Raw genomic sequence first — 26854 nt, forward strand, 5'->3', positions numbered from 1 at the left:
GTGCTTGGTCTGCCTGTCCTTGCCACCATCGGATTCGTTGGCTGCTGAAACGTCCACCTGTAGCCGCTGAGAAGACGACTGCCGCCAGTGCCGTCGTGGAACCGCCATATGACGGCGGCTTGGTTACAGAGCCGGCTCGTGTCGATCGGGCGGGGGAGCCTGATGTGACGTACATGGTCCAGAAAGTGGCCAATGAAGGTGCTGGCATCGTCAACGTGATCAGGTCACGTAATAGCGGTAATACAACCGCGACCACGAGCCTCTCAGGCGTTCGATGAGGCGAGAAAATCCGATCACCAGACCAAACGCGTTTCCGCCACACTGCCACACACGAAACCGATCAGGGTTCCAGGCTCGCCAGAAGATTGGAGCCAAGGCCACCTCGGCTGAACTCTGCCATGCCGCGGCCGCCACCTCTTCCAGCCGCGGTAGAAACGTGGGTCAGCAGCGCCGGCATGGGCGAGCAACTCCCAAAATCGCGAGCAGCGCCATCGGCTCCGCAAGCGGCCGCAGATGTCGGCCGATGAAGCGGAAGGGCGGCGGTGCGATGGAAGCGCCGTGCGACAGCCTATCCAGACCTGTAATCGTGATCAGGCTCATCTGGGTCTCCGGACGCCAGCGTTGCAGATGGTTTTAGGCAAGCGTGAGCAGGCCGTGGGTCCCAATCCGGTCAGGCCGACCACGATCATGGCCGAAAGAACGAGTTCCAATTGAAAGAGCTGACGACCATAGGCGATCAGGTATCGGAGCCTTTCGAACGATGCGATGAGTTCTACCGCAAGCAGGGTCTGCCAGCCGTTGGCAAGGCCTTCTCGCAGCCCTGTAAAGATCGACGGCACGGCGGAAGGCAGCACGAGTTTCGACCAGCGGCTGAACGAAAGGACACGGCCAGACCCCGTCTCACGACGACGCCGTTGCGCTTCGCTGCCATCAGGCTGGGTAGAGGACTTGCACGTCTAAAGCTGTCGATCATGCTCGGCACACAAAAAAGGGCGGCATTGCTGCCGCCCTTTCCGCTGTAGGTTGATAGAGGGCTGGATTAGAAATCCATACCGCCCATGCCGCCCATGCCACCGCCGGGCATACCAGCCGGCATGCCGCCGCCAACCGACTCCTTCTTCGGAGCCTCCGCGATCATGGCTTCGGTGGTGACCAGCAGGCCGGCGACCGAGGCCGCGTCCTGCAGAGCCGTGCGCACAACCTTGACCGGATCGACGATACCCATGGCGATCATGTCGCCATATTCGCCGGTCTGGGCGTTGTAACCGAAGGTCGCCCCCTTGTTCTCAAGGATCTTGCCGGCGACGATCGATGCTTCCGCACCGGCGTTGGCCGCGATCTGACGGGCCGGAGCCTGCAGCGCGCGACGCACGATGGCGATGCCGGCGGTCTGGTCGGAGTTGGCGCCAGTGACGGTGATGGCCAGCGAAGCGCGCAGCAGGGCGACGCCGCCGCCGGGAACGATGCCTTCTTCGACGGCCGCGCGGGTCGCGTTGAGGGCGTCATCGACGCGGTCCTTCTTTTCCTTGACTTCCACTTCGGTCGCACCGCCGACGCGGATGACGGCAACGCCGCCCGCCAGCTTGGCGAGACGTTCCTGCAGCTTCTCCTTGTCGTAGTCCGAGGTGGTCTCTTCGATCTGCTGCTTGATCTGGGCGACGCGGCCCTGGATCTCTTCCTTCTTGCCGGCGCCGTCAACGATGGTGGTGTTCTCCTTGGAGATCGACACCTTCTTGGCGCGGCCGAGCATGTTGAGGCCGACATTCTCGAGCTTGATGCCGAGGTCTTCGGAAATGACCTGGCCACCGGTGAGGATGGCGATGTCTTCCAGCATGGCCTTACGGCGATCACCAAAGCCCGGCGCCTTGACGGCGGCGATTTTCAGGCCACCGCGCAGCTTGTTGACGACCAGCGTGGCCAGGGCCTCGCCTTCGACATCTTCCGAGATGATGACCAGCGGCTTCGAGGTCTGCACGACGGCCTCGAGGATCGGCAGCATGGCCTGCAGGTTGGAGAGCTTCTTCTCGTGGAGAAGAATGTAGGCGTCTTCCAGATCCGCAACCATCTTCTCGGCGTTGGTGACGAAGTAGGGCGAGAGATAGCCGCGGTCGAACTGCATGCCTTCAACGACTTCAAGCTCGGTCTCGGCGGTCTTTGCTTCCTCGACGGTGATGACGCCCTCATTGCCGACCTTCTGCATCGCTTCCGCGATCATCGAGCCGACCGAAACGTCGCCATTGCCGGCGATGGTGCCGACCTGGGCAACCTCTTCCGAGGTCTTGATCTTCTTGGCGTTCTTGATCAGCGTCGCGACGACGTCGGCGACGGCGAGGTCGATGCCGCGCTTGAGGTCCATCGGGTTCATGCCGGCGGCAACCGACTTGTGGCCTTCCTGGACGATCGACTGTGCCAGAACGGTCGCGGTCGTAGTGCCGTCGCCGGCGATGTCGTTGGTCTTCGAAGCAACTTCGCGGACCATCTGCGCGCCCATGTTTTCGAACTTGTCCTCAAGCTCGATTTCCTTGGCGACGGTGACGCCGTCCTTGGTGATGCGCGGTGCGCCGAACGACTTGTCGATGACGACGTTGCGGCCTTTGGGGCCGAGCGTGACCTTCACCGCGTCGGCGAGGATGTTGACGCCGCGCAGCATGCGCTCACGAGCGTCACGGGAGAATTTTACGTCTTTGGCAGCCATTTGTTACTCCTGGGCATTTCGCCCGAAATTCAGATTGGATGGTGCGGATGAAAGGCGGCGGCGTGTCAGCCGATGACGCCCATGATGTCCGCTTCCTTCATGATCAGAAGGTCTTCGCCGTTGAGCTTGACTTCGGTGCCCGACCACTTGCCGAACAGGATGCGGTCGCCGGCCTTGACGTCCAGCGGGACGAGCTTGCCGACCTCGTCACGGGCGCCGGAACCGACGGCGATGATCTCGCCTTCCTGCGGCTTTTCCTTCGCCGTGTCGGGGATGATGATCCCGCCGGCGGTCTTCGCTTCGGACTCGACGCGGCGAACGACCACGCGGTCATGCAGCGGCCGGAAATTCGACTTTGCCATTTTTGGATTTCCCTGGTGCGGATGTTGAACGGTTCTCCGTTGCCGGAGCGTGGTTAGCACTCACCAGAAGCGAGTGCTAACGCGGCAGTGAGATAGGCCGTAGGCTCCTGCTAGTCAAGACGGAAGAGGGACGGGCGAAGAGCAAACGAGCGTGGAAGCACCGAGCCCTTTACGTGAAAGACGTCGGAGATCGGACATGGATGGGGCGGCTCACCATTTGTAACTGAAGGCTTTATTCATTTGGCACGATTGGTGCAGCGGATGATCCGCAAACGTTGCGCGCGACAAATATGAGAGGTGAACGCCATCAGGACTCTTGCGGTTAACGGGTCCACTCGGTGTTTACGGTGTTGGCCGCCGCGCGGGCGCCAGGACTCCGGCCATCCCGATAGTCACCAATCCAATCTGCGGAGAACAGCAGGCAAGATGAGAGCGACAGTCAGCATGAACTCGAATTTGAAATGTTTGGCCAAAGCAACTGCCATCGCCTTGCTCTGGACGGTCACGGCTACGTCGGCGGACGAAGGTATGTGGATGCCGGGCCAGACTGCGGAAGTGGGCGCGGCCATGCGCGCGGATGGGCTCCAGATCGATCCCGCCCAGCTGGGCCGTCTGGACGCTGACCCGCTCAACGCGATCGTATCACTGGGCGGATGCTCCGCCTCGTTCGTCAGTCCACAAGGGCTGGTCGCAACCAATCATCACTGCGTGTTCGAATCCATCCAATACCACAGCAAGGAGGGCCCGGACTATCTCACAGACGGGTTTCTGGCGAAGAGCCCTGGGTGAAGAATTGCCCGCGGCGCCAGGCAGCCGAATCTATGTGATCGAGGACATGCGGGATGTGACCGCCGAAATGCTCAAGGGCGTCTCGGACAAGCTGAATGAGTTTGCCCGCTATGAGCGGCTCGCCACGAACCGCAAGGCCCTGATCGCCGCATGTGAAGGACAGCCCAATCGCCGCTGCGACGTAGGGGCCTATTATGGCGGCGCCTCCTACTATCTCCAGCAGAAGCTCGAAATCGAGGACGTGCGCCTTGTCTATGCGCCCGCGCTCGGCATCGGTAACCTTCGGCGGCGAAACGGACAATTGGATGTGGCCGCGCCACACAGGCGACTTCGGCTTTTATCGCGCCTATGTCGCTCCTGATGGTTCCTCCCGGCCATATGCGCGCGACAATGTGCCTTACCGGCCGAAGAGTTGGCTACCCATAGCCTGTGAAGGCGTCAAGGAAGGCGACCTTGTGATGGTCGCCGGCTTTCCCGGCGCAACCCACCAGTTCCTGCGGCGGATGAAGTCCGGTTCAACTTCGCGCAATTCGAACCGCGGTTGCAGCCTTCGCTCTCGGATTATGCCGCCCAGATCAACCAGGCAACGGCAGGCAATCGCGAGGCGCAGATCCATTGACCGCCCGCTTCACAAATGGCTCGGTCTAAAACGCATGGGAAAAGCAGAAAAGGCAACAGATCGGCACCAGAATGAATATGGCCGCGCGAACTGACAGACGCGCCAACAATCGGCATCTCGCATGGTCCGTGGCACCGGACGTGGCACCCACCCTGCTGGCGCGACTCCCATCAGGTCGTCGGGGTTTCGCTGGCGAAAAAAACTTCCGTGTGTCTCTGCGCGATTCCTCCCGCTTGCGCGTGCCTAGTCAACCAAAAAACTGACCATCTGCAGGATCAGGATCAGCAAAAAAAAGCCAAAGGCAGACGCCAAAACAGCTGCCTGCAGGACGATGCGTTGTTTCTTACCCACAGTTTCCCCGGGAGAGAGTCTGATGATAACGCTTAAAAAAGGGCGCCCGGGAACAGGGCGCCCTTCTCATCGACGAAATGCTCGGATTGGAGGTCCGTGATCAAGCAATTCGCCGAAAGCCTCTACAAGCCTCACACAATGGTTCAGCCGCAAATTAGGCTCACAGTTACTGCTTCGAACGCGGCAACGGGCTCTTCAATCCTCAGAACGAGCGCTGGAAGCGGAGGAGACCGCCGACGCTGTTCTTCTTGTCGGCATTGGTCCAGTTAGAGAAGTCCACATCCCCGAACTTGCCAGCGTGGAGATAGTCGACTTCGGCCGTGATCGTCAGACCAGGAACGATATCGTAGGCGACATTGGCGGCGATGCCGAGGTTCTTCCACTCGTCATACGCCGCCTGAAGGTTGAAAGAGGTCTTCTCGTTGAACTTGTAGGTGCCGCCGCCCCAGACGGCCCAGTTGCCACCCCACTGCTTGTAGAAGCCGCGACCGCCGGCAGGAATAGCGTAGGTCCCATCGGTTAGGTTGTCGTCGGTCCCATAGCCAGCCACAATGAACAGCGACAGTTCGTTGGTGGCGTTTACATCCAAGCGGACCTTGCCGGCTACCTCTTCGTAGTTGCTGTCGTAAGCCACGACGCCGGTGATGGCGCCCCAGCCCTGCGTGTACTTCACGCCGCCGACAAGATGCGGAACGTAGCTGTCGATCGTGCCGACGACGCCAGACCCCTCTTCGAGCGATACCACGGCGGAGAAGCCATTGCCGGCGTCGAAGTAGTACTGCACGACGTTGGTGTCGAAATCACCGTAGGGAACGAGCGTATCGTTGAGGACGTTGCCGGCATAGCCGATAAACGTATCGAAGGCCGATTCGTCCTTGCCGACGCGAAGGCCACCGAGTTGGATCCAGGCGAAGTTCAGTGTGATGCCCCTGTTGAAGGCATAGTTCTGGGGACTGTCGGGACCCGAATAGGCGTTGCGGTTACCGAAATTGAATTTGGTCTCGGTGTATGTCTTCAAAGTACCGAGTTCGGTTTCCTGGCCGGTCCAAGTCCTTAGGTCAAAGCGGGCGTTCTTGCGCCAGGTGCCCTGGTCGCTGCCGTCTTGGACGTCGTGGGTCCGCGCCCCATCGTAGGAGCCAACGTCGCCAGCGCTGATGTCGTAACGGACATAGCCGCCGATGCGCAGGCAGGTTTCGGTGCCGGGGATGTAGAAGTAGCCCGAGCCATATACGTCGCAGATCTTGACGTATTCTGCCGGTTCCGGCTCGGCGACCGTCACCGCGTCGGCGGCGCGAGCACCGGAAGCTGCGATCAGAGCCGCAGCTGAGCCGAGAAGAAGGCTCTTGATGTTCATACTTGATCTCCATTCAATGATTTTGAAAGGGGCGAGGACGTCGATGGACGAACCGCTCCCTGTCCCCACGATCGAAAAAGATGCGCATCGCAATGCATCCTTCCCGGCTCGAACGCTATTCACCGGGCGAATTAGTGCAAGTTCAAATTCCGTTTGCCAACCATATATAGAAGTATCCGTTGCATTATTGTCACTAAATCCATTGTATTACTTGCACAAATTGAACAACTGTACATTTGAACAAATCGCACAATTGGTACATCTGCTTGTGCTCACTTACATAATGCGCGGAAAGCCATCGGCATCCGGCCAATTGTCAGATAGATTCAATCAGAGAAACAGCCTGGGCGGCGGATGAAACAACTTCTGTGTTCATACCTTCTCTGAGCAATTCGATAGGGACGCGACCCTTGAGAAGAGGCGAGGGGCTGATCAGCCACAGCCAAGCCAGTCTGGGATCGGAGATCGAGGAAAGGACCTGCCTGATTCCGGGCATAGGCCTGCCGTCGATGAACTGAGCTAGGGGAAATACATGCTTCCGGGAGCCTCTCCGAAAGGCAACCACATCATTGTGTCGCTGCCACCAGTACAAAGTGGACCGCGGTATTCCAAAACGTCTCTCGAGATGCGTCGACCCCGCAACTGGACCGGCCCATTCTGCAATGCGCGCGCCTTCTCTCGGGCAATCTTTCAGAACCGGATGCCCGAGCGGATGATCGGCTGCCCGTGGTCGCGAAGCGATCTCACCCGCCTGGGCGTTTAGCCGTCGCGCTGCTTCGGCCTCGAGCCTACCAAGAAATTCGGCGGCCACGGCGGTCAATTCGTTGGAAGGAGAACCCGAAGGCGCAACGGCAGCCTTGTCACCCTGCTTCGCCTCATCGCATTGGGCAAGAATGCGCTGCACCTCCCTCATGACAAAGCTTGAAAGCTCGGTCTTGCGCTTTTCATCCCCAAGATCACTCGACGCGGACATATCTGGCTTTCCCAATAGCATTCCCTCAGCAAGCCTCCGAAAGAGCGTTGAAGACATGAAGTTTGGGGGACGGCGATGTGTTGCGTTTTCGTATGCGCGCAACCTAGCAGCCGTCTTGCGGCTTCAACTTTTGCCTCTCAATAAAAAAGGGAAGAACATCAATGGACGACCGTCTTGCCCCCACGATCGAAACAGACGCACATCGCAGTGCACGCTTCACAGTGGGACGCTATCCGCGACGCTCATTTGTGCAAGTTTAAAGTTTAGCTTGCCAGCTTTATATAATTAGACGTTTCTTTTATGCAACACTTTTCCAAGTGTTACTTGCACAAATCGAACGTATCGCACATTTAGACGAACTGTACATTCGACAGCGACTTTGACGCACGCGTTTACTGGTGGTATACATCCTTCACCGTTGCCGCAAGGCATTGGCCCACTCGCGCGGCACCTCCTTCACGACAAAGGTTGAAAGCCCGTCCTCGGGCGTTTCATTTCCAAGATCACTTCGATCCACTCATACGGGCTTCCCGAGCGAGACCGCGGGTTCGGACTTGCGAATGAATTTCTCGTTATAATCGAATTGATTATAAGGGTATATTTCTACGTTGAGTATAAAGGATGTCAAGCCCGCGCCAGCGGCAATTTTGTCCGGGCGACAGCCGTTTCGTCGAGGACATGGTGGCGGAAGCGATAAAGCTTCGCCGGCCGACCGCCGGTATCAAAAGCAATTTCGCCGGTCTCCTCCACCAGTTCCTGCTGCTCCATCAACCGGCGAAAGTTCTGCTGAAGCGCCCCTGCCGATGTAATCGTCAACGCCGTCCGCGTCAGCGCATTGCCATCGGCGAGAAGCCGACGACATTGTTGATGACGAACGTAACGATCCGCGGCTTCAGACAGGAATGTGCGCTTCGTCCAGATGGATGGAGTGGGCTGGCAGGTTCCGGGCGGCCGCGCCGTTGAGGATGCAGCATCGAGAGCCGCGCTCGCCGAGGATGACATAGGTCGAGATTCGTGCGCCGGAAGTCTTGCTCCATGTCTCCACGAATCCATTGGCAGGATCCCGGGTTCTTGGCGTGGTCAGGGTCGAGCAGTATCGAACCGTGGTAGTTGAGCTTTGCTCGGTGACGTGGATGCCGTGCAGCTTGCCGGCGACTATTTTCGCATTGGTCCCGTTGTCCTATTCATCTCACAAAGTCAGTCCTGATGTTGAGCAGCTTCGCTGGGCTAAATCCCGACTACGAGCGCCCCGCCGCTGAGTCCCGCACCTGCCGCCGCCAGGAGTATTTTCTCGCCCGGCCGAAACGGCTCCGCTTGATTGGCGAGCGACAGTGAGAGCGGGATCGTCGCGGCGGAAGAGTTGCCATATTCGGCGATCGTTTTGACGATCAGGTGATCGGCAACGCCGAGGTTTCGCCCGACCGCATCGAAAATGCGAGCATTGGCCTGATGCGGCACGAACCGGTCGACATCCTGTGGTCGCACTCCGGCAGCGGCTAGCGCGCTTATCGAGCAATCGGTCATCATCTCGACGGCCTTTGCGAACACTTCGCGGCCGTCGGTCATCGTCATTCGGGTTTGCGCGAGGTCGAGGTCACCGTGGAACGGCTTGTTGCTTCCTCCTGCGGGAATCTGGATCAGCCCGTATCGCGAGCCGTCCGAATCCACGGAGGCACCGAGAATCCCCCGATCAGTATCCTCGCAGGGACCGATCACGAGGGCGCCGGCGGCATCGGCAAACAGCACGGCGCTGGCGCGCTCAGAGGGATTGATGCGGCGGCTGAGGATATTGGCGGCGATAATAAGGCTCGCTTTGCCGTGCAGGCGGGTAAATCCGTCCGCAAACATCAGCGCATAGATGAAGCCGGCGCAGGCGCCGGTGAGATCGATCGCGCCGGCGCGGCCGAGCCCCAGCCGATGTGCGACCAGGGGCGCGCTGGGCGGCAGGAGGTGATCGGGCGTCGAGGTGGCAAGCAGCAGCAGACCGATGTCGTGGCGCGCAATGCCGGCGCTGGCCAGCGCCATCGCGCCGGCCTGCGCAGCAAGACCAGACAGCGTGTCTTCGTCCGTTGCCCAGAAGCGCGACCGGATTCCAGTACGCCGCTCGATCCAGCCCGGTTCGAGGCCGAGATTGGTCTCGATTTCGGCATTCGCCACCTTTCGCCCAGGCGCATGATGGCCAAACCCGAGAAGGCGCGACAACCTGCTCATGGCTTTGAGCCGAAGCGTTCGCCGGCCTCCTCGATCGCGTCATGGAGCCGATAGAGCTCGTCGCCGGTGACGCAATAGGGCGGCAGGAGATAAAGGACATTGCCGAGCGGGCGCACAAGCAGGCCGAGCTCGAGGAAAAAGGCCCGCAGCTTAGGTCCGATCTCGGCCAGATAGCCGGCAGAGCCGGCGCGCAGGTCGAGAGCCAGGATCGTGCCGATCGCGCGACTGTCGGTGAAGTTGGCATTGTCGCGAAAGCGTCGAAACCCGGCGGCCTGTCTCTCGCTCAAGGCCGCGATCCGCTCGGCCACCGGCTCGTCACGCCAGATCTCGACATTGGCGAGTGCTGCCGCGCAGGCAATCGGATTGGCCGTGTAGGAACTCGAGTGGAAAAACGTCTTCTTGCGATCCGCTGAATAATGAGCCTGGAAGATCGCATCGGTGGCAAGCGTGGCCGCCAGCGGGATCACGCCGCCGGTCAAGCCTTTGGAGGTGCAAAGGATATCAGGAGAGATCGACGCCTGCTCGCAGGCGAACATGGTTCCGGTTCGTCCCCAGCCTGTCATCACCTCGTCGGCGATCAGCAGCGTGCCGGAGGCTTCGGCGATCTTCTTCAATTCGGTGAGAACCCAGGCCGGATACATCAGCATGCCGCCGGCGCCAAGCACCAGCGGCTCGACGATCAGCGCAGCGGGGCGCCGGTCGCGGGAGACTGCTTCGAACCGATCCAGCGTCTCCTGCTCCCGCCCGGCCGCCGGGAAGGGGATGGTGTCGACCTCGAACAGCAAAGGCTCATAGGGGGCGTTGAACACGCCGCGGGCGCCGACGCTCATCGCGCCGATGGTGTCGCCATGGTAGCTATGTTCCATCACGACGATGCGCGAGCGCGGCGCGCCGATGTTGCGGAAATAGCCGAGGGCCATCTTCAGCGCGACTTCGACGCTGGTCGAGCCGCTGTCGGAATAGAACACCCAGTCGAGTCCGGCGGGAGCGAGTCCGACAAGCGCCTTGGCCAAGCATTCGGCAGGCTCGTGCGTGAAACCTGCGAAGATGATCTGGTCGAGGCTCGAGGCGGTCGTCTCGATTGCCTTCATAATGCTGGGGTGGCGGTGGCCATGTGTGACGACCCACCAGGAGGAAATGGCGTCCAGAATGCGCGCGCCATTGGCTTTGTGGAGGTAGGCGCCTTCAGTCAGGACGATTTCAGGGATCGCCGGCTCGAGCGCGTGCTGGGTGAAGGGATGCCACACACGGGATTGCGTCATCATTCGCCTCCGGCAATCAAAGCGAGGTCGAAGCCGGCAATCATCGCTTGTCTCAGCGTTTTATCCGTCAGCGGATCGAGGTGCGGCAGCCTGCCGAGTTGCGGCACGTCGCCGAATTCCACGATCGTCCGTTGCGTATCGGTCATCTCATCGCCGATGAAGGCGATGCCAGCCAGCGGGATAGCGCGCGCCCGCAGGGCTTCGATCGACAGCAGGGTGTGATTGATTGTTCCGAGCGCGGTGCGGGCGCACAGAATGACCGGCAATTGCCATTGCTCGAATATGTCGATGAACCTTGTCCGGCGGTTCAGCGGCACCATCAGCCCGCCGGCGCCTTCGATGACGAGCGGTGTCGGCAGGACCGGAAACGAAAGATCGGCAGCCTCGATCGAAACGTCGTCGATTTCGGCCGAACGATGCGGCGAAAGCGGGCTCTTCAAGCGGTAGGCTTCCGGCAGCACGCGCCCCGACGGCAGCCCGGCAAGTCGCGCAACCGCCTCGCTGTCGGTCTCGCCGTCGAGGCCCGATTGCACCGGCTTCCAGTAGAAACCGTCAAGCAGGCCGGCAAGCCCGGCCGAAAACACCGTCTTGCCAATTCCGGTGTCTGTTCCGGTGATGACGATGCGCCTGGTCATGCCGTGGCCAACACTTCGGCGAGCGCCTCGACCATGGCCGAAATGTCGGCTTCGTCGACGTTGAGCGTCAGCGAAATGCGCAGCCGCGACGTGCCCTCGGGCACGGTCGGCGGACGAATGCCGCGTATGTCGAAGCCGCGGGCCTGCAGGCGCGCCGCCACTGCCATGGTGCGCCTGACATCGCCGATCACCAAGGGCTGGATCTGAGAGCCACTTGGTATCACGCCGCAGCGATCGACCAATTGGCGGCCTGCGAGGGCGACGCGTTCATGCAGCTGAAAACGCCGCCTAGGCTCGTCGGCGAGCATTGCGAGCGCTTCGCGCGCCGCGACCGCCATGAGCGGCGAGGGCGCGGTGGCGTAGATGAATGGCCGGCAACGGTTGATCAGATACTCGCACAGTGTCCTCGGCCCGGTCACGAGCCCACCAGATGCGCCGAGCGCCTTGCCGCAGGTGTGGAGCGCGACGATGTTGTCGCGGCCCTCGAAAGCGGCGGCCAGCCCCCGGCCGTCCGGTCCCCAGACGCCGGTCGCGTGCGCCTCGTCAATGACGATGAATGCGTTGTGCCGATCGGCAAGCGCGGCCAGGCTCTCCAAAGGCGCGCAGTCGCCATCCATGCTGTAAAGGCTTTCCACCGCAATCCAGATGCATCCCATGCCGCCTTCGGCGCGCCAACGCGTGATCGCATCGTCGACAGCGTTGGCGTCGTTGTGCGCGGCCAGCACGAACTGTGCGCGCCCGGCCTGCGCACCCTCATGCATGCTGGCATGGGCGAGCTCATCGAGGACCAAAAGGTCGCCCTTCTGCGGCAGCGCGGTCAGCAGAGCGAAGTTGGCGATGTAGCCGCTGCCGAAGAACAGCGCGCGGTCGGCTCCAAAGAATGCCGCCGCGTCTGCCTCGAGCTGCTCGTGTTCCGGCGCATTGCCGCGCAACAGCCGCGACCCGGTGGCGCCAACCGGCGTGCCACGCGCAATCGCCGCCGCAACCGCTTCGCCAAGTCTTTTGGAGGCGGCAAGCCCGAGATAGTCGTTCGACGAGAAGTCGCGCCCGGCGCGCGGCTTCAGCGTCCGCAGCCGGTCCTTGCGCGCCAGTCCCTGCAAGGTCGCCTCATAGCGGGCAAGCGGTGCCCCGTTCATTGCGCCTCGAGTTCCATCGGCTCGATGCCAAGGCGCCGGAACAGCAGGGTATCCTTGTCCTCACCGGGATTGTCCGCCGTCAGCAGCGTGTCGCCGACGAAGATCGAGTTGGCGCCGGCAAAAAAGCACAGCGCCTGCATCTCGTCGGTCATGGCGGTACGGCCGGCGGAAAGACGGATATGCGATTTCGGCATCATGATGCGCGCCAGCGCGATTACGCGCACGAATTCGATCGGCTCGATCGGCTTGGCTTCGGCAAGCGGGGTGCCGGGGATCGGGATCAGCATGTTGATCGGAACGCTTTGCGGATGTTCCGGCAGGTTGGCCAGCGTCACCAGCATGCCGATCCGGTCCACCGGCTCCTCGCCCATGCCGACAATGCCGCCGCAGCAGACCTTGATGCCGGATTGGCGAACGTGCTCGAGCGTCTCGAGCCGCTCGGCAAAGCTGCGCGTGCTGATGATCTCGCTATAGTAGCGTTCCGATGTATCGATGTTGTGGTTGTAAAAGTCGAGACCAGCCTGCTTCAGTCGAGCGGCTTGCTCAAGATCGAGCATGCCGAGCGTCATGCAGGTCTCCATGCCCAGCGCCTTGACGCCTTCGACCATCGCCACCACCGCATCCATGTCGCGCGCCTTGGGGTTTCGCCAGGCCGCGCCCATGCAATAGCGGGTGGCGCCGGCGTCACGCGCTTTCTTCGCTTCGGCGACGACGTGCCGGACCTCCATCAGCTTCGACGCCTTCAGGCCGGTCTCGTGCTGCGCCGACTGGCTGCAATAGCCGCAATCCTCCGGGCATCCGCCCGTCTTGATGCTGAGCAGCCGGCTGAGCTGGACCTTGTTTGGATCGAAATTCTGGCGGTGCACGGTTTGCGCGAGGAAGAGGAGATTGTTGAAGGGGGCATCGTGAAGTGCCCGAGCCTTCTCCAGGGTCCACGCTCCAGGGTCAGGGGATTGAGCCTGTGGCGATGTCTGCGTTGGACTGGCTGTTTGCATGTCCATGCTGTTCCTCCGGTTCTGCCTTGCTTTGCTGTCTGATTGATGACGATCGGAAAGGACAGTTGATTCGATCCTGTTCGTCCCTCAGGCAATCATGGGCCCCAATAGTCGAGGCCGATATCCAGGATCGGCGCGCTGTGGGTCAGTCGGCCGACTGAAATCAGATCAACGCCGGTCGCGGCAATCGCTCGCGCTGTATCGGATGCGATCCCGCCAGAAGCCTCGGTGATAGCACGGCCGCCAACGATTGCGACGGCGCGGCGAAGATCGGCGAGGGACATGTTGTCGAGCAGAACCGCATCGGGAGCGAAGCCAAGTACCTCCTCCAACTGGGCCAGCGTATCGACCTCGACTTCGATCTTGACGAGATGACCGGCCCGTCGTCGTGCTCGCTCGAGCGCCGGGCGAACGCCGCCTGCGATGGCGATGTGGTTGTCCTTGATCAGAATTGCGTCGTCGAGGCCGAAGCGGTGATTGGATCCGCCACCTGCGCGCACGGCATATTTTTCGACTGCCCGCAATCCGGGCGTCGTCTTGCGCGTGCAGACGATCTTCGCGCCATATCCACGAACCGCAGCGACGATCGATGCCGTTGCTGTAGCGATGCCGCTCAGATGACAGAGAAAATTGAGCGCCGTCCGTTCGGCTGTGAGAATGGCCCGGGCCGGACCACTCACCGTTGCAATGACCTCTCCATCCATGACATTGCAGCCGTCTGCCCGCTCCACCGAGATTTCGACATCAGGATCAATCAAGCGGAAAGCGAGCATCGCCAGATCGAGGCCGGCGACAACTCCGGACTGGCGCGCCGCCAGCACGGTTCCCGCTTGGTGTGCCTTCGGCACGATGGCCTCCGTGGTCAAGTCGCCGGCTCTGCCAAGGTCTTCAAGAAGAGCTGCCCTTACAAGCGGCTCAAGCATGACCGTGGGAAGCGGTGAGAGCGTCATCACTTTGCCCCTTCGAGGCTTGGCGAGTTTCCGAGTTCCCGCGCAGCGGCCAGGGCGGCTTCGAGGGTGATTTCGGACCGTCGGGCGACAGTCGCATGATGAGGAAAATCTGTCCGGTAATGAGCGCCGCGGCTTTCTTGGCGCAACAAGGCGGCAACCGCGATCATTAGCCCGACAGCCGCCGCATCCGAGGCCGCGTCCTTGCTTTCGGCGAGCGGCAATAAGGCACGTGCGGCTGCTTTCAAACCTTCACCATCCCGGACGATGCCGAGTGCGCGCGACAGGAAAACACGCACGGGTGTCGGCGCGGGCGATGGGTAAACGTCCGCAAACGCAGGCTTTGTTCTGCGAGCAGGCGTTCCGGCGACACTTTCAGCGACCCAGCGCGCGCACACGACGGCCTCGGTCAAGGAATTGCTGGCGAGCCTGTTGGCGCCATGCAGTCCTGTCGAAGCGACTTCGCCGCAGGCCCACAGCCCCTTGACGGAGGTCCTACCGGAGCCGTCCACGGCAACGCCACCCATGTGGTAGTGTTGGGCCGGACGAATGGGGATGAGATCGCGCGCGGGATTGATGCCGGCTCCACGACAGGCTGATGCGATTGTCGGGAAGTGTCGAGCAAATTCCGGGCCAGGCCGTTGCCGCGCGTCGAGAAAAACACGGTGGCCGTTGGCAAGATGGTTCCAGACGGCGCGCGCCAAGACATCACGAGGCGCAAGTTCCGCCCCTGGCACGCTCTGGAGAAAAGCCTGGCCGGTTTCGTCGATCAGGGCAGCACCTTCGCCGCGGACGGCCTCGCTGACCAGCACCATAGGGCGTTCCGGGCCGTCAAGCGCGGTCGGGTGGAACTGGATGAACTCGAGGTCGGCAAGGACAGCTCCAGCGCGGGCCGCAAGCGCCAGGCCCTGTCCGTAACTGCCCCAAGGATTGGTGGTGTCGAGAAACAGTCCCCCGATCCCACCGGTGGCGAGGACGACCCGCCGTGAGCCGAAGAAGACAGGTCCTATCGAACCGCTCGCCCAGACGCCTCGGATCGCATTCTCTCGCACCGCCAGCCGGCGCGCTTCCACCCCCTCCACGACAACAATCGACGGAGTGGAACGCACAGCCGCGATCAGGGCACGCATGATCTCACGCCCGGTGCCGTCACCATGCGCATGAACGATGCGACGTCGGCTGTGTGCGGCCTCCAATCCGAGGCACAGTGATCCTTTCGGCGTACGGTCGAAGGGAACCCCAAAGCCCGCAAGCCCCTCTATCGCCTTGGGCGCGGCTTGGAGGATGCGGCTCGCCACGTCTGTGTCGCAGAGACCATCCCCGGCGGCAAGCGTATCGGCCAGGTGCAGTGCCGGATCGTCGTCTTCGCCGAAATTTGCAGCCAGACCACCCTGTGCCCAGGTGCTCGAATTGTCAGCTCCCAGCAGCGTCCTGGACAGAAGCAGCACCGGCTCCGGCGCCAGTTGAAGCGCGGTCATCAATCCGGCGATGCCGCCGCCGATGATGATGGGCCGCCCGAAGAAGCTGCGGACATCGGCGCTCAAATTGCCAGCATCCGTTCGACCGCAAGCCGCGCGCGCCCGGCGATCCCGGGTTCGATGGTTACGACATGGTGGTTCTGCTCGAGCGCCATGCGGATGTTGGCAAGCGTGATCCGCTTCATGTGAGGGCACAAATTGCAGGGCCGGATGAACTCGACCTCTGGGTGCGCTAACGCGACGTTGTCGCTCATCGAACATTCCGTCATCAGCACGACACGTGCCGGCCTTTGCCTCTCGACATAGTCGGACATGGCAGCGGTCGAGCCGGAAAAATCTGCTTCAGCCACGACGTCGGGAGGGCATTCGGGATGCGCGAGCACGATCACGCCGGGATGGCTTTCGCGCAACTCGCGGATGTCGGCCGGTGTAAAGCGCTCATGCACCTCGCAATGCCCTTTCCAGGCGATGATCTGCACATCGGTCTGGGCGGCGATATTCTGGGCCAGATATTCGTCCGGCAACATGATCACCTGGGGAACGCCAAGGGATTGGACGACCGCCTTGGCGTTGCCGGATGTACAGCAGATATCCGACTCGGCTTTCACTTCGGCCGACGTGTTGACATAAGTGATGATCGGCACGCCGGGATAACGCTGGCGCATCAAGCGCACGTCTTCTGCCGTGATCGATTCCGCCAACGAACAGCCTGCCCGCAGGTCGGGAATGAGCACCGTCTTTTGCGGATTGAGCAGCTTGGCCGTTTCGGCCATGAAATGTACGCCGGCCAGCACGATGACTTGCGCCTCGATCGTCGCAGCCGTGCGGGCCAGTGCCAAGCTGTCGCCGACGATGTCGGCCACGCAATGGAAGATCTCGGGGGTCTGATAGTTGTGCGCCAGGATGATGGCGTTGCGCTCGCGCTTCAGTGCAAGGATCGCCTCGATATCCTCGACGAAAGCCGGCCATTCGATCGGCGGGATCACTCGTCGGACGCGCTCGTAGAGAAACGCGGTCGCAGGCAGCATGGCGCTCATCGACCCCTCCAGCTTATACTCTAGTTGAAAATAACCAGCATATACTTGCTGTGAGTATAAGCGATGTCAACCCCGCGCCAGCGGCAATTTTGTCCCGGCGATGACCCTCTCGTCGAGAACGGCGTGGCGGAACCGGTAAAGCTTCGCTGGCCGGCCGCCGGTCTCCGCGGTTGCCTCTCCGGTCTCTTCGACCAGCTCCTGCTGCTCGATCAGCCGGCGAAAGTTCGGCTTACGCACGAGCCTGCCGGCAAGCGCCTCCACGGTTCGCTGCAGCTGCAAAAGCGTGAAGACCGGCGGCATCAGCTCAAAGACGACCGGCCGGTATTTGATCTTGGAGCGCAGCCGCGCAATGCCGGTCGCCACGATGCGGCGATGATCGGCGACCATAGACTTGCTGGGCACCAGCGGAGGCAGCGTCGCGTCCCGTCCGCTTCCGGCCTCTTGGACCAGGCCTGCTTCGTAGACTAACTCATAGCGTTGAAGCGTGAGTTCCTCGTTCCAAAGGCGGTCGTCGAAGCCGAAGGCTATCGTCGCCCGCTGCCAGCGTTCACGTCGCGTGGCCGCGTCGCTGACGCCGTCTGCCCATTCAATCAGGCGCGGTCGCAGAACGTCCAGCACGACCGGAGGCGTGCCGGAGCGGTGGTCCTCCCATGGAAAATATTCATACCAGCTCTGCCAGCCGCACTTGGGCGAGCCAGCTGCCTGTTCCTTGCGGGTCAATGCGAGATAGCTGATGGAGATGACGCGCTGCTGGCGCTCGGCGCCGATGCGATCCCGATCCGCGAAGGTGTAGAGTTGCTCAATATACCCCAGCGGATGGCCGGTCTGCTGCTCGACCCACCCCCTCAAACCGGATTGCAGCGATCGGTGCTCAAGCGCAAATGGTCCGGAGGGCAGGGTGTCCGCCTGGCCGATGGTGAGGACACAGGGTTCACTGTCGTTTACGGCGACGACAAAGGCGATCAGGTCCACTTTGACTTCGTCGGCCTTGACGGCGGCTCTGTCTTTCCTGGGTCCTTTTGCCTGATCGTCCATGTCGCGAAAGTGGTTGGCCAGCTCGGGGGCGCCTGAATCGATTTAAGTGTAAGCGCGCCTGTCCGCACGTCAACACCGCACAGCTGCACGGCCATTTTTAGCTCTTCGCACTTGCACAAAAATGTGGCAAACGCGACACCCGCGGTTGGTAACGTTGGGGAAGGAGGGTCCATTGAGTGCGTTTGGTGACACCAAGGCGATCACACCGCCGGATATTCGTTCGCGCAAAGGTGGGACGCCGCTCGTCTGCCTTACCGCCTACACGACGCCAGTCGCCCGGCTTGTCGATCCCCATTGCGATGTGGTGCTGGTCGGCGACAGCGTCGGCATGGTTCTCCACGGCCTGCCCTCGACGCTCGGTGTGACGCTGGAGATGATGATCACGCACGGCCAGGCCGTGCGCCGTGGCCTCGAGCAGGCGCTGATGGTCGTCGACCTGCCGTTCGGTTCCTTCGAGGAAAGCCCCGAGCAGGCTTTCCGCAATGCCGCGCGCGTCATGGCCGAGACCGGCTGCGCGGCCGTCAAGCTCGAAGGCGGCGAAACGATGGCAGAGACGATCGGCTTCCTCGCCGCGCGCGGCGTGCCGGTCATGGCCCATGTCGGCTTGACGCCGCAGGCGATCAACACCATCGGTGGCTACCGTGTGCAGGGCAGAGGCGGGGATGCCGAGCGCATCAGGCGCGACGCGCTTGCGGTGAGCGAAGCGGGCGCCTTTGCGGTCGTGCTGGAGAAGGTTCCCGAGGCGCTCGCCCGCCGGATCACCGGGGAGGTGGCGACCCCGACCATTGGCATCGGTGCCTCGGCAGCCTGTGACGGCCAGATTCTCGTCGTCGACGACATGCTGGGCCTCTTCGGCGACTTCCGGCCCAAATTCGTCAAGCGCTATGCTGAAATGGGGGAGGCCGCTGCGGCTGCGATCGCGGCCTATGCGCGGGAAGTGAAGGAGCGCCAGTTTCCGGCCGCCGAGCACGTGTTTGCCGATGCGCGCAAGCCCGCCGACGCGGACGCCACCAAGAGCGGAGAAGCAGCGTGAGCGTGCCGATTGTGAGGAGCGTTCCCCAGCTTCGCCAAATCATCGCCGCATGGCGCCGCGAGGGCGTGAGGATTGCCGTGGTGCCAACGATGGGCGTCCTGCATGAGGGCCATCTCAGCCTGGTGCGCGCGGCACTCGAGAAGGCCGACCGGGTGATCGTGACGCTCTTCGTCAACCCGAAGCAATTCGATAGCCAAGCCGATCTCGCCGCGTATCCGAGCACCGAGGACGAGGATGCCGCCAAGCTGGCACCGCTTGGCGCGCACCTGCTTTATGCGCCGGATGCAGAGGAAATGTATCCGGCGGCCTTCGCCACGACCGTTTCGGTGTCCGGTGTCAGCGAGGGCCTGTGCGGTGCCTTCCGGCCGGGACATTTCGATGGCGTGGCGACCGTCGTCGCCAAGCTCTTCCTGCAGACCAGCGCTGACTTCGGCTTCTTTGGCGAAAAGGACTTTCAGCAGCTTCAGCTAGTCAGGCGTATGGCCCGGGACCTGGATATTCCAATCACCATTGTTCCTTGTCCGACAGTCCGCGAAGCCGACGGTCTTGCACTATCATCGCGCAATGTCCGGCTCTCGCCAGTAGAGCGTGTTGTTGCCCCCAAGCTACCATCGGTCTTGCTCGAGACGGCTGAGCGGCTTGCCCGCGGCTCGCCCGTCCTGCCAACGCTTGCCGAAGCGCGCGCAGCAATTCTGGCTGCGGGCTATCGCGAGGTCGAATACCTGGAACTTCGCGACGAGGCAGATTTGCGACCCATGACAAGCCTTGACCGACCTGCACGCTTGCTTGTCGCGGCCTGGCTCGGCGGCACACGGCTCATAGACAACGTCAGAATATCACGGGTTTCAACAGATTAACGGGGTTCTCGGCACGCGCTGTATCCGTCCGGGATCGTTTAAAACAAGGTCTCTGCCTGGCATCGAGCGATCACGGAGGTTACGCAAAGCGCAAATGCATCGCGTGTTTGAGAACTTCGTCGAGCAACTGTCTGCAAGTGTTGATGCTGCCGATCTCCGTGAGGCAATGGCATCCGCTGCAGCCGGCTTCGATTTTCCGCTATTCGCCTATTTCACTTACCCGTCGGCCCCCGGCGACGCCCCGCAATTGATCTCAAACTATCCTTCATCCTGGACATCACGTTATCTGCAACAGCGGTACCACAGTCTTGATCCGGTCATCCTGCGCGGGCTGCAAGGCTGGGATACCTTTGATTGGGGTGTGGATCGCGCTCGGCACTGTCTGCCGAATTCGCAGCAACAAATTCTGGAGAGTGCGGCTGAGTTTGGCATCCGCGGCGGCCTGACGATATCCATACATGATCATTGCGGCCGGTTTGCTGCCCTGACCTTTGCTTCCGACGAGTCCCGCCCGCCTCTGTTGCGGTCACTGACACGTTACGAAAAAGCATTGCAGCTGGTGGCCATCAACTTTCATATCCATGTCCGGCGCAGGCTCGCCGACGATCGCGTGGTGGATGGTGTAACGCTCACCCCGCGGGAGTTCGAGTGCCTGAAATGGGCGGCGCGCGGCAAGTCGGCTTGGGTTATCAGCCAGCTTCTCGGCGTCTCAAAGCGCACCGTGACCTTTCATCTGGAAAACGCCAAGGCAAAGCTTGGCGTTCGAACGATCAACCAGGCCGTTGCACGACTGGCTGCCTCCGGCCAGGCGAGATCCTGATTCGTCGGCCACGATAGCTGTAAACCTCTACAGGCTGCATCGCTGCCGGCTTTGCCCTTCGATGGCGGGAACACATCCCGCACGGAGGCGACCATGATGCAGCTGATAACACCAGACCTTTACGACGAGTTCGCAAGCGAGCTCAAAGAGATGCACGGGCTCAGGTTTCGGGTGTTCAAGGAAAGGCTCGATTGGGAAGTTGATACCGAAGACCAGATGGAAACAGACCCGTTTGATGGTCTGAAGCCTGTCTATCTGCTCCTCAAGGGATCCGACTGGCGAATTCGCGGTTGCGTGCGTCTTTTGCCCAGCACCGGACCCACAATGTTGCGCGACACGTTCCCGGTGCTGCTGGGTGCTGACGTCGTGCCCTCGACCTCCGACATATGGGAGAGCAGTCGTTTCGCGCTCGATCTTCCTCCGTCGGCGCCCAAGGCAGCGGGCGGACTGGCCCAGGCAACCTACGAGCTCTTCGCGGGCATGATCGAGTTCGGCTTGGCCAAGGATCTGACCCGGATAGTAACGGTTACGGACACGCGCATGGAACGGATCCTTCGCCTCGCGACGTGGCCATTGTCGCGCATCGGACAACCCAAGTCCGTCGGCAAAACGGAGGCGGTGGCCGGGTTTCTCGAGATTTCCCGCGCGAGCCTTTTGCGCATCCGCAGCAGGGGACGTCTGAGCGGACCGGTACTGTGGCAACCGGTTCTAGGCCCGTGCGGCATTGTGGACACCTGAGCCGTGAAGGATGCTGGTCTGCCCAAGGAAGCGACGGTCGGTCTTGTATGCTGGCCGGACTGGCGTCGTCACGAAGCTTACCACTACGCCAGACGATTGCCACGCACTGCCTGGGCCTGGGAGTTTCTTCGGCGCAATCCACAATTCCAGCGCGACCACGCCAAAATGGCACCGTCCGCCTACATTGTCGGAGCCCAGGCCGACATGAAGATAATCGAGTTGACGACAGGATCATCTTTCCTAAGACAATGGAGCCTCCTTTTTCGCGGACGCGCCACAGTCGGACGCTACGTCGGCAAGGGTCTTTTGGGATCCGCGCGACTGCGCCCGTATTCTACGAGCGGCCGCGGAGCCGGTTGGGCTCGACCACGATTTTGAACCGCTTGATCTCCCTTCGCTCTCATGCTGCAAGGACATCCTGCTGACACCTGCCGGCGTGCAGCACGTGCTGCTGAGGGAGGACTGCCGGAGTCTGCAGATCGCCCTTTCCGGTGCATCCGTTCTCCGCCCGTTGCGGCTATATGTCGACGCGATCGTGCAGCCGCAGCACCTGAAGTTCCATGTCGCTGCCCTTCAGTTCCTGAACGACATCAATGGTTGCGGCCGCCTGGCGGCTGCTTGCTTTCCGCCGGAACCCCGCGGAGCGCGTCTGCGTATCGTGCTCCAGGCTTTGGATGGCTCGCTTGCGGGAGCATCTCATCAGGAGATCGCCATTGCCCTGTTCGGGAGACGCCGTGTCGAAGAAGATTGGTCTCATCCAGGTAGCCATCTTCGCGATCAGGTGCGTCGCGCCATCCAACGTGGCCGCTACCTGATGGGCGGTGGCTATAGACAGTTCCTGATGTAATTCGGGTGACAGCTCGGTGATTGTTTATCCGAAAACGGGCAGGCATCAATCTCCATTTCTCACTGCTATTGTGCCTTGTACAAAACGTGACACGCGCCTAGTTCTTCCGCTGCGGGAATCGGGTTTGAGTAATACGGACGAAGCACTAAGAACCAACGCTTTCGTGATAGTGCATTCATGCCCCGAGAATCCTGATGACCGTTACGAACCCCGACAAAGCCGGCGCTGACTGAAACGGTCGCTGAACGTGCTCTGTGGCCTGCGCCGCCTGACTCTCGGTTTCGGCCATGCCGACTAACAGCGTATTGATAGGCCATCGCGGGCTAAGCTCTACCGGCGAAAGCCGCGTCAAAGCGGCAGGCAATCAGAAACTAGATCGGCGGCGACGATGATTATGATCAACGTGACGAACGTGAATCATGCCGACGGCGCCGACGTTGCCGATGATGATGATGCCGACCATGCGTCGCTGATGCTGCCTAACTACAGTGCTGTGTGATCATGCCGATCACCGCGTGACCACGAGCGGCGGCGGTTCGTGGTCAGGTGCGTGGCCGGGATGATCGCGCATGGCCGATTGTTCCTTCGTGCCGCGGGTGTGGGCTTGCGTTCGGTCATGAGGACGTCAGGCGCAACGAGGAAGTTAGATCAGGGCCCCAAACGCGTCTTATCCATGGGGTGGATGATAGCTATCCCTACAATCAATTATACCAATATTACCCAATACTACTAGAAGATCTCCCAATGAAAGCGACCGGATGGGTATCCGTCTCGCGTGGGCTGAAGCTGCCGGCAAGAATGGAAGACGAACATGTGCGGGATTGTTGGCATCGTTGGGCAACAGCCGGTGTCGGATCGGTTGGTCGACGCATTGAAGCGTTTGGAATATCGCGGCTATGATTCCGCCGGCGTTGCGACGATCACCGAAGGTGCCTTGCACCGCCGGCGCGCCGAGGGCAAGCTCGTCAATCTCGAGAGGAGACTGAAGGAAGAGCCGCTGAGCGGCAACATCGGCATCGGCCACACGCGTTGGGCAACCCATGGGGCCTCGACGGAACGCAATGCGCACCCGCACTTTACCGACGGTGTCGCCGTCGTCCATAACGGGATCATCGAGAATTTCACCGAGCTGAAGGACGAATTGGCGGCGGCTGGCGCCGAGTTCCAGACCGATACCGACACCGAGGTCGTCGCGCATCTCTTGGCAAGACACCGCCGGGAGGGCATGAGGCGGCAAGAGGCGATGCGTGCCATGCTGAAACGCCTCAGGGGCGCCTATGCGCTTGCCGTCCTCTTCGAAGATGATCCGTCGACCATCATGGCGGCGCGCAACGGACCACCGCTGGCGATCGGTCACGGCGACGGCGAGATGTTCCTGGGCTCCGACGCGATCGCGCTCGCTCCCTTCACCAATGAAATTACCTATCTCATCGAGGGCGACTGGGCCGTTGTCGGCAATTCGGGCGCCCATATCTTCGATTTCGACGGCCATCCCGTCGAGCGTCCGCGCCATACCTCCACGGCCGCGGCCGATCTGGCCAACAAGGGCACTCATCGCCACTTCATGGAGAAGGAAATCTACGAGCAGCCCGAAGTCATCGCCCATGCTCTCCGTCACTATAGCAACATCATAGAGAATCGCGCCGACACGGTTTCTGGCATCGATTTCGCCAGGATCCCGAGCTTGGCGATCTCGGCCTGCGGGACCGCCTATCTCGCCGGACTGATCGGAAAATACTGGTTCGAGCGCTATGCGCGCCTGACAGTTGAAATCGACGTTGCGTCCGAATTCCGTTACCGCGAGATCCCGTTGTCGCCGCAGTCGGCGGCTCTTTTCATTTCGCAGTCCGGCGAAACCGCTGATACGCTCGCATCGTTGAGGTACTGCAAGGAGCGTGGGCTGAAAATTGGCGCTATCGTCAATGCCTGCGAATCGACCATCGCTCGGGAGGCCGATGCGGTCTTCCCGATCCTTGCCGGACCGGAGATCGGCGTCGCCTCCACCAAGGCGTTTACCTGCCAGCTTGCCGTTCTAGCCGCACTCGCCATCGGCGCCGCCAGAGCCCGCGGGACCGTAACCGAAGACGAGCTGCAGGCGCTCGTCAGGAGCCTCGCCGAAGTGCCGCGCGTCATGGGCCAGGTACTCAACAGCATCCAGCCGGAGATCGAGTTCCTGTCGCGCGAACTGTCAAAGTGTCGTGACGTCCTGTATCTCGGCCGTGGCACCAGTTTCCCGCTAGCGATGGAAGGTGCGCTGAAGCTCAAGGAGATTTCCTACATCCATGCCGAGGGCTATGCGGCGGGTGAATTGAAGCACGGTCCGATCGCATTGATAGACGACAACATGCCAGTGATCGTCATCGCGCCCCATGATCGCTTTTTCGACAAGACCGTCTCCAACATGCAGGAAGTGGCTGCCCGTGGAGGGCGGATTATCCTCATCACCGATGAAAAAGGGGCAGCCGCATCGAAACTCGACACCATGCACACGCTCGTGCTGCCGGCTGTCGACGAGATTATCGCGCCGATGATCTTCTCGCTGCCGATACAGCTTCTTGCCTACCACACGGCGCTCTTCATGGGCACAGATGTAGACCAGCCGCGCAATCTCGCAAAATCGGTCACGGTCGAATGATTGTGAACCTTTATAGGTGGCGATGCTTGTCCATCTTCGCTGCATCGGCGGTGGAAATTGGTCGAAGGTATCAGCGTCCGCGAGGCTGGGTGGACGGTGCCGCGAATAGCCACTGGAGGCGTCAGTGAGAGTTCGAGTTGCTGTTCAAGAAAGCCATCGGGGAGAATGAGTCGTGTAAGATCGCAGGTCGAATGCGCTACAGCCGATCAGGCCATCTCATGGCGGGCAGGTTCTTAGAACTTGATCAGAAGCAGGTGAGCCGCCATATTCCGACCCGGCTGCCAATTTCAAGTGGCCCATTCCATGGATGAGGCCGGTCCGGCCGAATGGACGTCCATTTTTTTGATTTGCTGGGTGTGCGCCAGGGTCGGGGAGGAAATCTCCCGATTTGTCAGGCGCTCCCATCTTCTTGGAGATGTTTATGAAGGATTCGCGCATTCCCGAGCCAGTCTTGACGGCTATGTCGCAGGGGACCCACATCATCCGCGCTTATCGTGAGCACCTTGGGTATTCAATCGAGGACCTCGCGGTCGCGTGCGGGCTTGCCGCTCAGGAAATCCAAAACATCGAGCGGGGTCTAAAGTACAATAAGGGCTATCGGAATCGGATAGCGAGATCGCTGTCCATACCTGTGGGAATTCTTGAGGCAGAGTCGGACATATCGGACGCCGCCTGATCAGTCGGATAATCTGCAATGGGTGGAAGACCGCTCTTGTGATGTGACGTTTGCGGCTGATAGTCGTCGCTTGATTCCGTTGGACGCGAATGCCTTCTGGCGCAGTACCGCCAAGAGAATTCTCGTCCACTGTCCGAGTCAGGAACTGCACACGGGCTCGCCGAACAGGAAGTTGGAACGCTTCGTCATGCTGTCTTAGGCGATATAGCCGCCCGGAGTGCTGCGACACGTGCACGATAGCATTGGCTCGCGAGGATGGATTGCTAACGGCGAACCCATGCTGGTTGGCAAGGCGATACTGGCTGGAGCATCAACTCGGCCGACGAGAGTGGCCCCCCATCCTAGGCAGGATCGGCCGACATGGCCGGCATCGCGAGCCGCTCTGAAAAGAGCACAGCGGGCATCCAGACGCTGCCGGGTTGACTATGGGTGTCGGAACCGCAAAAAGGGGCCGCTCTTCATGAGTGGCGTGCGCCGGCAGTCTAACCCCAAGCCCCCCGCCAGGCTGCCGGCGCGCTTCTAGCCGCCTTGATGCACGGCGATAAGCTTTTGACGGCCTGAAGCGACGTTGTGGTCGCCGTTGCGGTGCTTTTCCACGCGCCTCGTCAGGCGCCGGGATTGCTCCGTCGTGATGGCAGGCGGGGGTTTGCAGGTTGCGGTCGACGGGTTCGTTTCGGGGCGTCTGCCCCCATCGTATGTCGCGAGTTGGGGGATGCGATCGAGGACGATGCGCAGGATGCGCTGGTCGGGGCACGATGTCGGCAGGTGCAGGCGGATTTGCGATTTCATCTCGACCACCCGCGCAGCGATTTTGATGAGGCGCAATCGCAGCGTGTCGAATTGGGCGACGGCAAAGCTCGAGCGCCTCGGCATCGCGGCCCGCAAGCCCCACATCAACCAGTAAGCACCGGCATGCAGGAATAGCCGGAACTGGTTGGCCGTCGCTCTGGTGCAGGATGTGCGGTCGGCGGCAAGATGCGTCTTCCACGACTTGATGTGGTTCTCGGCCGCGCCGCGCCGGCAGTAGACATCCTCGTAGAGCGCCTTGGCCTTCCCACCGGCAAGATTGGTGACGACGAAGCGATATCGCCACCTTGGGCGCCGACCTCGACCCGCGCGATGATGCGCTCGACGCGGCTCCAACTAGCGGCGCCGTCAACGAACTCCTTGAACCTGCGGACCTTGCCTGTCTTGGCCGACGCTTCGAAGCGCGCCGTCGTGCTGGCCTCCAGATCCGCGACATGCTTGCGCAGGGTCGTGGTGGGCGCGAGGCCAAAGATGAAATCGACGTCGTTGGCGCGGCACCAGTCGATGACCTGCGGGTTGCAATAATGGCTATCGCCGCGGAGCAGGATTCGAATGTTCGGCC

Annotated in this window: 27 protein-coding genes and 2 pseudogenes; 11 read left to right on the forward strand and 18 right to left on the reverse strand. The window is 61.2% G+C overall.

Features of this window, described 5'->3' with window-relative positions; genetic code table 11:
• Positions 1 to 441: 441 nt before the first annotated feature.
• From NKH59_RS26880 to groES, 4 genes are all read right to left on the reverse strand, one after another.
• A complete protein-coding gene (locus NKH59_RS26880) occupies positions 442 to 600 on the reverse strand; it encodes a hypothetical protein (protein WP_352492851.1) in 159 nt (52 codons plus the stop codon).
• Positions 597 to 854, reverse strand: a complete 258-nt coding sequence (locus tag NKH59_RS26885; protein ID WP_353023552.1) for an ABC transporter permease family protein — start codon at positions 852 to 854, stop codon at positions 597 to 599. Before NKH59_RS26885 ends, NKH59_RS26880 begins: the two co-directional genes overlap by 4 nt.
• Before the next feature lie 185 nt (positions 855 to 1039).
• Positions 1040 to 2695: a chaperonin GroEL gene (gene groL / locus NKH59_RS26890; protein ID WP_353023554.1), complete on the reverse strand. Its 1656-nt coding sequence runs from the start codon at positions 2693 to 2695 to the stop codon at positions 1040 to 1042.
• Between the two features lie 65 nt (positions 2696 to 2760).
• Positions 2761 to 3057, reverse strand: coding sequence for a co-chaperone GroES (groES, locus tag NKH59_RS26895; protein ID WP_352458515.1), 297 nt, complete (start codon positions 3055 to 3057; stop codon positions 2761 to 2763).
• Positions 3058 to 3501: 444 nt separating this feature from the next.
• On the opposite strand from groES, the gene NKH59_RS26900 reads away from it, so the two are divergent.
• From NKH59_RS26900 to NKH59_RS26910, 3 genes are read left to right on the forward strand one after another with little or no spacing between them, the layout of a single operon-like run.
• Positions 3502 to 3846 (forward strand): S46 family peptidase, encoded by a 345-nt coding sequence (locus NKH59_RS26900; protein ID WP_353023556.1) that lies wholly within the window; start codon positions 3502 to 3504, stop codon positions 3844 to 3846.
• A gap of 4 nt (positions 3847 to 3850) precedes the next feature.
• Positions 3851 to 4207 carry a S46 family peptidase gene (locus tag NKH59_RS26905; protein WP_352492855.1) on the forward strand — a complete coding sequence of 119 codons (357 nt, stop codon included), beginning with the start codon at positions 3851 to 3853 and terminating at the stop codon, positions 4205 to 4207.
• Positions 4152 to 4559, forward strand: a complete 408-nt coding sequence (locus tag NKH59_RS26910) for a S46 family peptidase (protein WP_352492856.1) — start codon at positions 4152 to 4154, stop codon at positions 4557 to 4559. The genes NKH59_RS26905 and NKH59_RS26910 overlap by 56 nt, the downstream gene beginning before the upstream one ends.
• A gap of 459 nt (positions 4560 to 5018) precedes the next feature.
• On the opposite strand, the gene NKH59_RS26915 is transcribed toward NKH59_RS26910, so the two are convergent.
• The 13 genes and pseudogenes from NKH59_RS26915 to NKH59_RS26975 all read right to left on the reverse strand — a co-directional run bounded on the left by NKH59_RS26915 (position 5019) and on the right by NKH59_RS26975 (position 17879).
• Complete coding sequence (locus NKH59_RS26915; protein WP_353023559.1) at positions 5019 to 6170, reverse strand: porin; 1152 nt, start codon at positions 6168 to 6170, stop codon at positions 5019 to 5021.
• A 316-nt stretch (positions 6171 to 6486) separates the two neighbouring features.
• On the reverse strand, positions 6487 to 7143 hold the full coding sequence (locus NKH59_RS26920; protein ID WP_352474688.1) for an antitoxin Xre/MbcA/ParS-like domain-containing protein: 657 nt from the start codon (positions 7141 to 7143) through the stop codon (positions 6487 to 6489).
• Positions 7144 to 7767: 624 nt separating this feature from the next.
• A pseudogene (locus tag NKH59_RS33575) lies at positions 7768 to 7932 on the reverse strand (NrtR DNA-binding winged helix domain-containing protein); the annotation flags it as partial.
• Positions 7933 to 8035: 103 nt separating this feature from the next.
• Positions 8036 to 8302, reverse strand: a complete 267-nt coding sequence (locus NKH59_RS26930) for an aspartate 1-decarboxylase (RefSeq protein ID WP_352474706.1) — start codon at positions 8300 to 8302, stop codon at positions 8036 to 8038.
• A 68-nt stretch (positions 8303 to 8370) separates the two neighbouring features.
• Positions 8371 to 9354 (reverse strand): 3-oxopimeloyl-[acyl-carrier-protein] synthase BioZ, encoded by a 984-nt coding sequence (gene bioZ / locus NKH59_RS26935; RefSeq protein WP_352474690.1) that lies wholly within the window; start codon positions 9352 to 9354, stop codon positions 8371 to 8373.
• Complete coding sequence (locus tag NKH59_RS26940; protein ID WP_352474692.1) at positions 9351 to 10616, reverse strand: adenosylmethionine--8-amino-7-oxononanoate transaminase; 1266 nt, start codon at positions 10614 to 10616, stop codon at positions 9351 to 9353. Before NKH59_RS26940 ends, bioZ begins: the two co-directional genes overlap by 4 nt.
• Complete coding sequence (bioD, locus tag NKH59_RS26945; RefSeq protein WP_352474693.1) at positions 10616 to 11251, reverse strand: dethiobiotin synthase; 636 nt, start codon at positions 11249 to 11251, stop codon at positions 10616 to 10618. Before bioD ends, NKH59_RS26940 begins: the two co-directional genes overlap by 1 nt.
• Positions 11248 to 12387 carry an 8-amino-7-oxononanoate synthase gene (locus NKH59_RS26950; RefSeq protein ID WP_353023561.1) on the reverse strand — a complete coding sequence of 380 codons (1140 nt, stop codon included), beginning with the start codon at positions 12385 to 12387 and terminating at the stop codon, positions 11248 to 11250. The genes bioD and NKH59_RS26950 overlap by 4 nt, the downstream gene beginning before the upstream one ends.
• Positions 12384 to 13382 (reverse strand): biotin synthase BioB, encoded by a 999-nt coding sequence (bioB, locus tag NKH59_RS26955; protein WP_352484180.1) that lies wholly within the window; start codon positions 13380 to 13382, stop codon positions 12384 to 12386. The genes NKH59_RS26950 and bioB overlap by 4 nt, the downstream gene beginning before the upstream one ends.
• A gap of 95 nt (positions 13383 to 13477) precedes the next feature.
• Entirely contained in the window at positions 13478 to 14332 is an 855-nt protein-coding gene (nadC, locus tag NKH59_RS26960) for a carboxylating nicotinate-nucleotide diphosphorylase (protein ID WP_352484146.1), read from the reverse strand.
• The gene (locus tag NKH59_RS26965) at positions 14332 to 15873 is read right to left on the reverse strand and encodes an L-aspartate oxidase (RefSeq protein ID WP_353023563.1); all 1542 of its coding nucleotides are present in this window, start codon (positions 15871 to 15873) and stop codon (positions 14332 to 14334) included. Before NKH59_RS26965 ends, nadC begins: the two co-directional genes overlap by 1 nt.
• Complete coding sequence (gene nadA, locus NKH59_RS26970; protein ID WP_352938769.1) at positions 15870 to 16844, reverse strand: quinolinate synthase NadA; 975 nt, start codon at positions 16842 to 16844, stop codon at positions 15870 to 15872. Before nadA ends, NKH59_RS26965 begins: the two co-directional genes overlap by 4 nt.
• Before the next feature lie 66 nt (positions 16845 to 16910).
• Positions 16911 to 17879, reverse strand: coding sequence for an NUDIX hydrolase (locus tag NKH59_RS26975; protein ID WP_023722073.1), 969 nt, complete (start codon positions 17877 to 17879; stop codon positions 16911 to 16913).
• Between the two features lie 172 nt (positions 17880 to 18051).
• Between NKH59_RS26975 and panB the strand changes: the two genes are divergently transcribed.
• The 8 genes from panB to NKH59_RS27015 all read left to right on the forward strand — a co-directional run bounded on the left by panB (position 18052) and on the right by NKH59_RS27015 (position 25485).
• Positions 18052 to 18912 (forward strand): 3-methyl-2-oxobutanoate hydroxymethyltransferase, encoded by an 861-nt coding sequence (panB, locus tag NKH59_RS26980; RefSeq protein ID WP_352496588.1) that lies wholly within the window; start codon positions 18052 to 18054, stop codon positions 18910 to 18912.
• The gene (panC, locus tag NKH59_RS26985; RefSeq protein WP_353023565.1) at positions 18909 to 19769 is read left to right on the forward strand and encodes a pantoate--beta-alanine ligase; all 861 of its coding nucleotides are present in this window, start codon (positions 18909 to 18911) and stop codon (positions 19767 to 19769) included. Before panB ends, panC begins: the two co-directional genes overlap by 4 nt.
• Before the next feature lie 94 nt (positions 19770 to 19863).
• The gene (locus tag NKH59_RS26990) at positions 19864 to 20589 is read left to right on the forward strand and encodes a LuxR family transcriptional regulator (RefSeq protein WP_353023567.1); all 726 of its coding nucleotides are present in this window, start codon (positions 19864 to 19866) and stop codon (positions 20587 to 20589) included.
• 93 nt (positions 20590 to 20682) lie between these two features.
• Positions 20683 to 21327: an acyl-homoserine-lactone synthase gene (locus NKH59_RS26995; RefSeq protein ID WP_353023569.1), complete on the forward strand. Its 645-nt coding sequence runs from the start codon at positions 20683 to 20685 to the stop codon at positions 21325 to 21327.
• Between the two features lie 3 nt (positions 21328 to 21330).
• The gene (locus NKH59_RS27000) at positions 21331 to 21705 is read left to right on the forward strand and encodes a transcriptional regulator domain-containing protein (RefSeq protein WP_352496584.1); all 375 of its coding nucleotides are present in this window, start codon (positions 21331 to 21333) and stop codon (positions 21703 to 21705) included.
• A 58-nt stretch (positions 21706 to 21763) separates the two neighbouring features.
• Positions 21764 to 22174, forward strand: a complete 411-nt coding sequence (locus NKH59_RS27005) for a DNA -binding domain-containing protein (protein WP_084643024.1) — start codon at positions 21764 to 21766, stop codon at positions 22172 to 22174.
• An 811-nt stretch (positions 22175 to 22985) separates the two neighbouring features.
• Positions 22986 to 24809, forward strand: a complete 1824-nt coding sequence (glmS, locus tag NKH59_RS27010; RefSeq protein ID WP_353023571.1) for a glutamine--fructose-6-phosphate transaminase (isomerizing) — start codon at positions 22986 to 22988, stop codon at positions 24807 to 24809.
• A 460-nt stretch (positions 24810 to 25269) separates the two neighbouring features.
• Positions 25270 to 25485, forward strand: a complete 216-nt coding sequence (locus NKH59_RS27015; protein WP_352453550.1) for a helix-turn-helix domain-containing protein — start codon at positions 25270 to 25272, stop codon at positions 25483 to 25485.
• Positions 25486 to 26187: 702 nt separating this feature from the next.
• On the opposite strand, the pseudogene NKH59_RS27020 reads toward NKH59_RS27015, so the two are convergent.
• A pseudogene (locus tag NKH59_RS27020) lies at positions 26188 to 26854 on the reverse strand (IS1380 family transposase); the annotation flags it as partial.

This window comes from Mesorhizobium sp. M0998 (assembly GCF_040318885.1).
Taxonomy (GTDB): Bacteria; Pseudomonadota; Alphaproteobacteria; order Rhizobiales; family Rhizobiaceae; genus Mesorhizobium.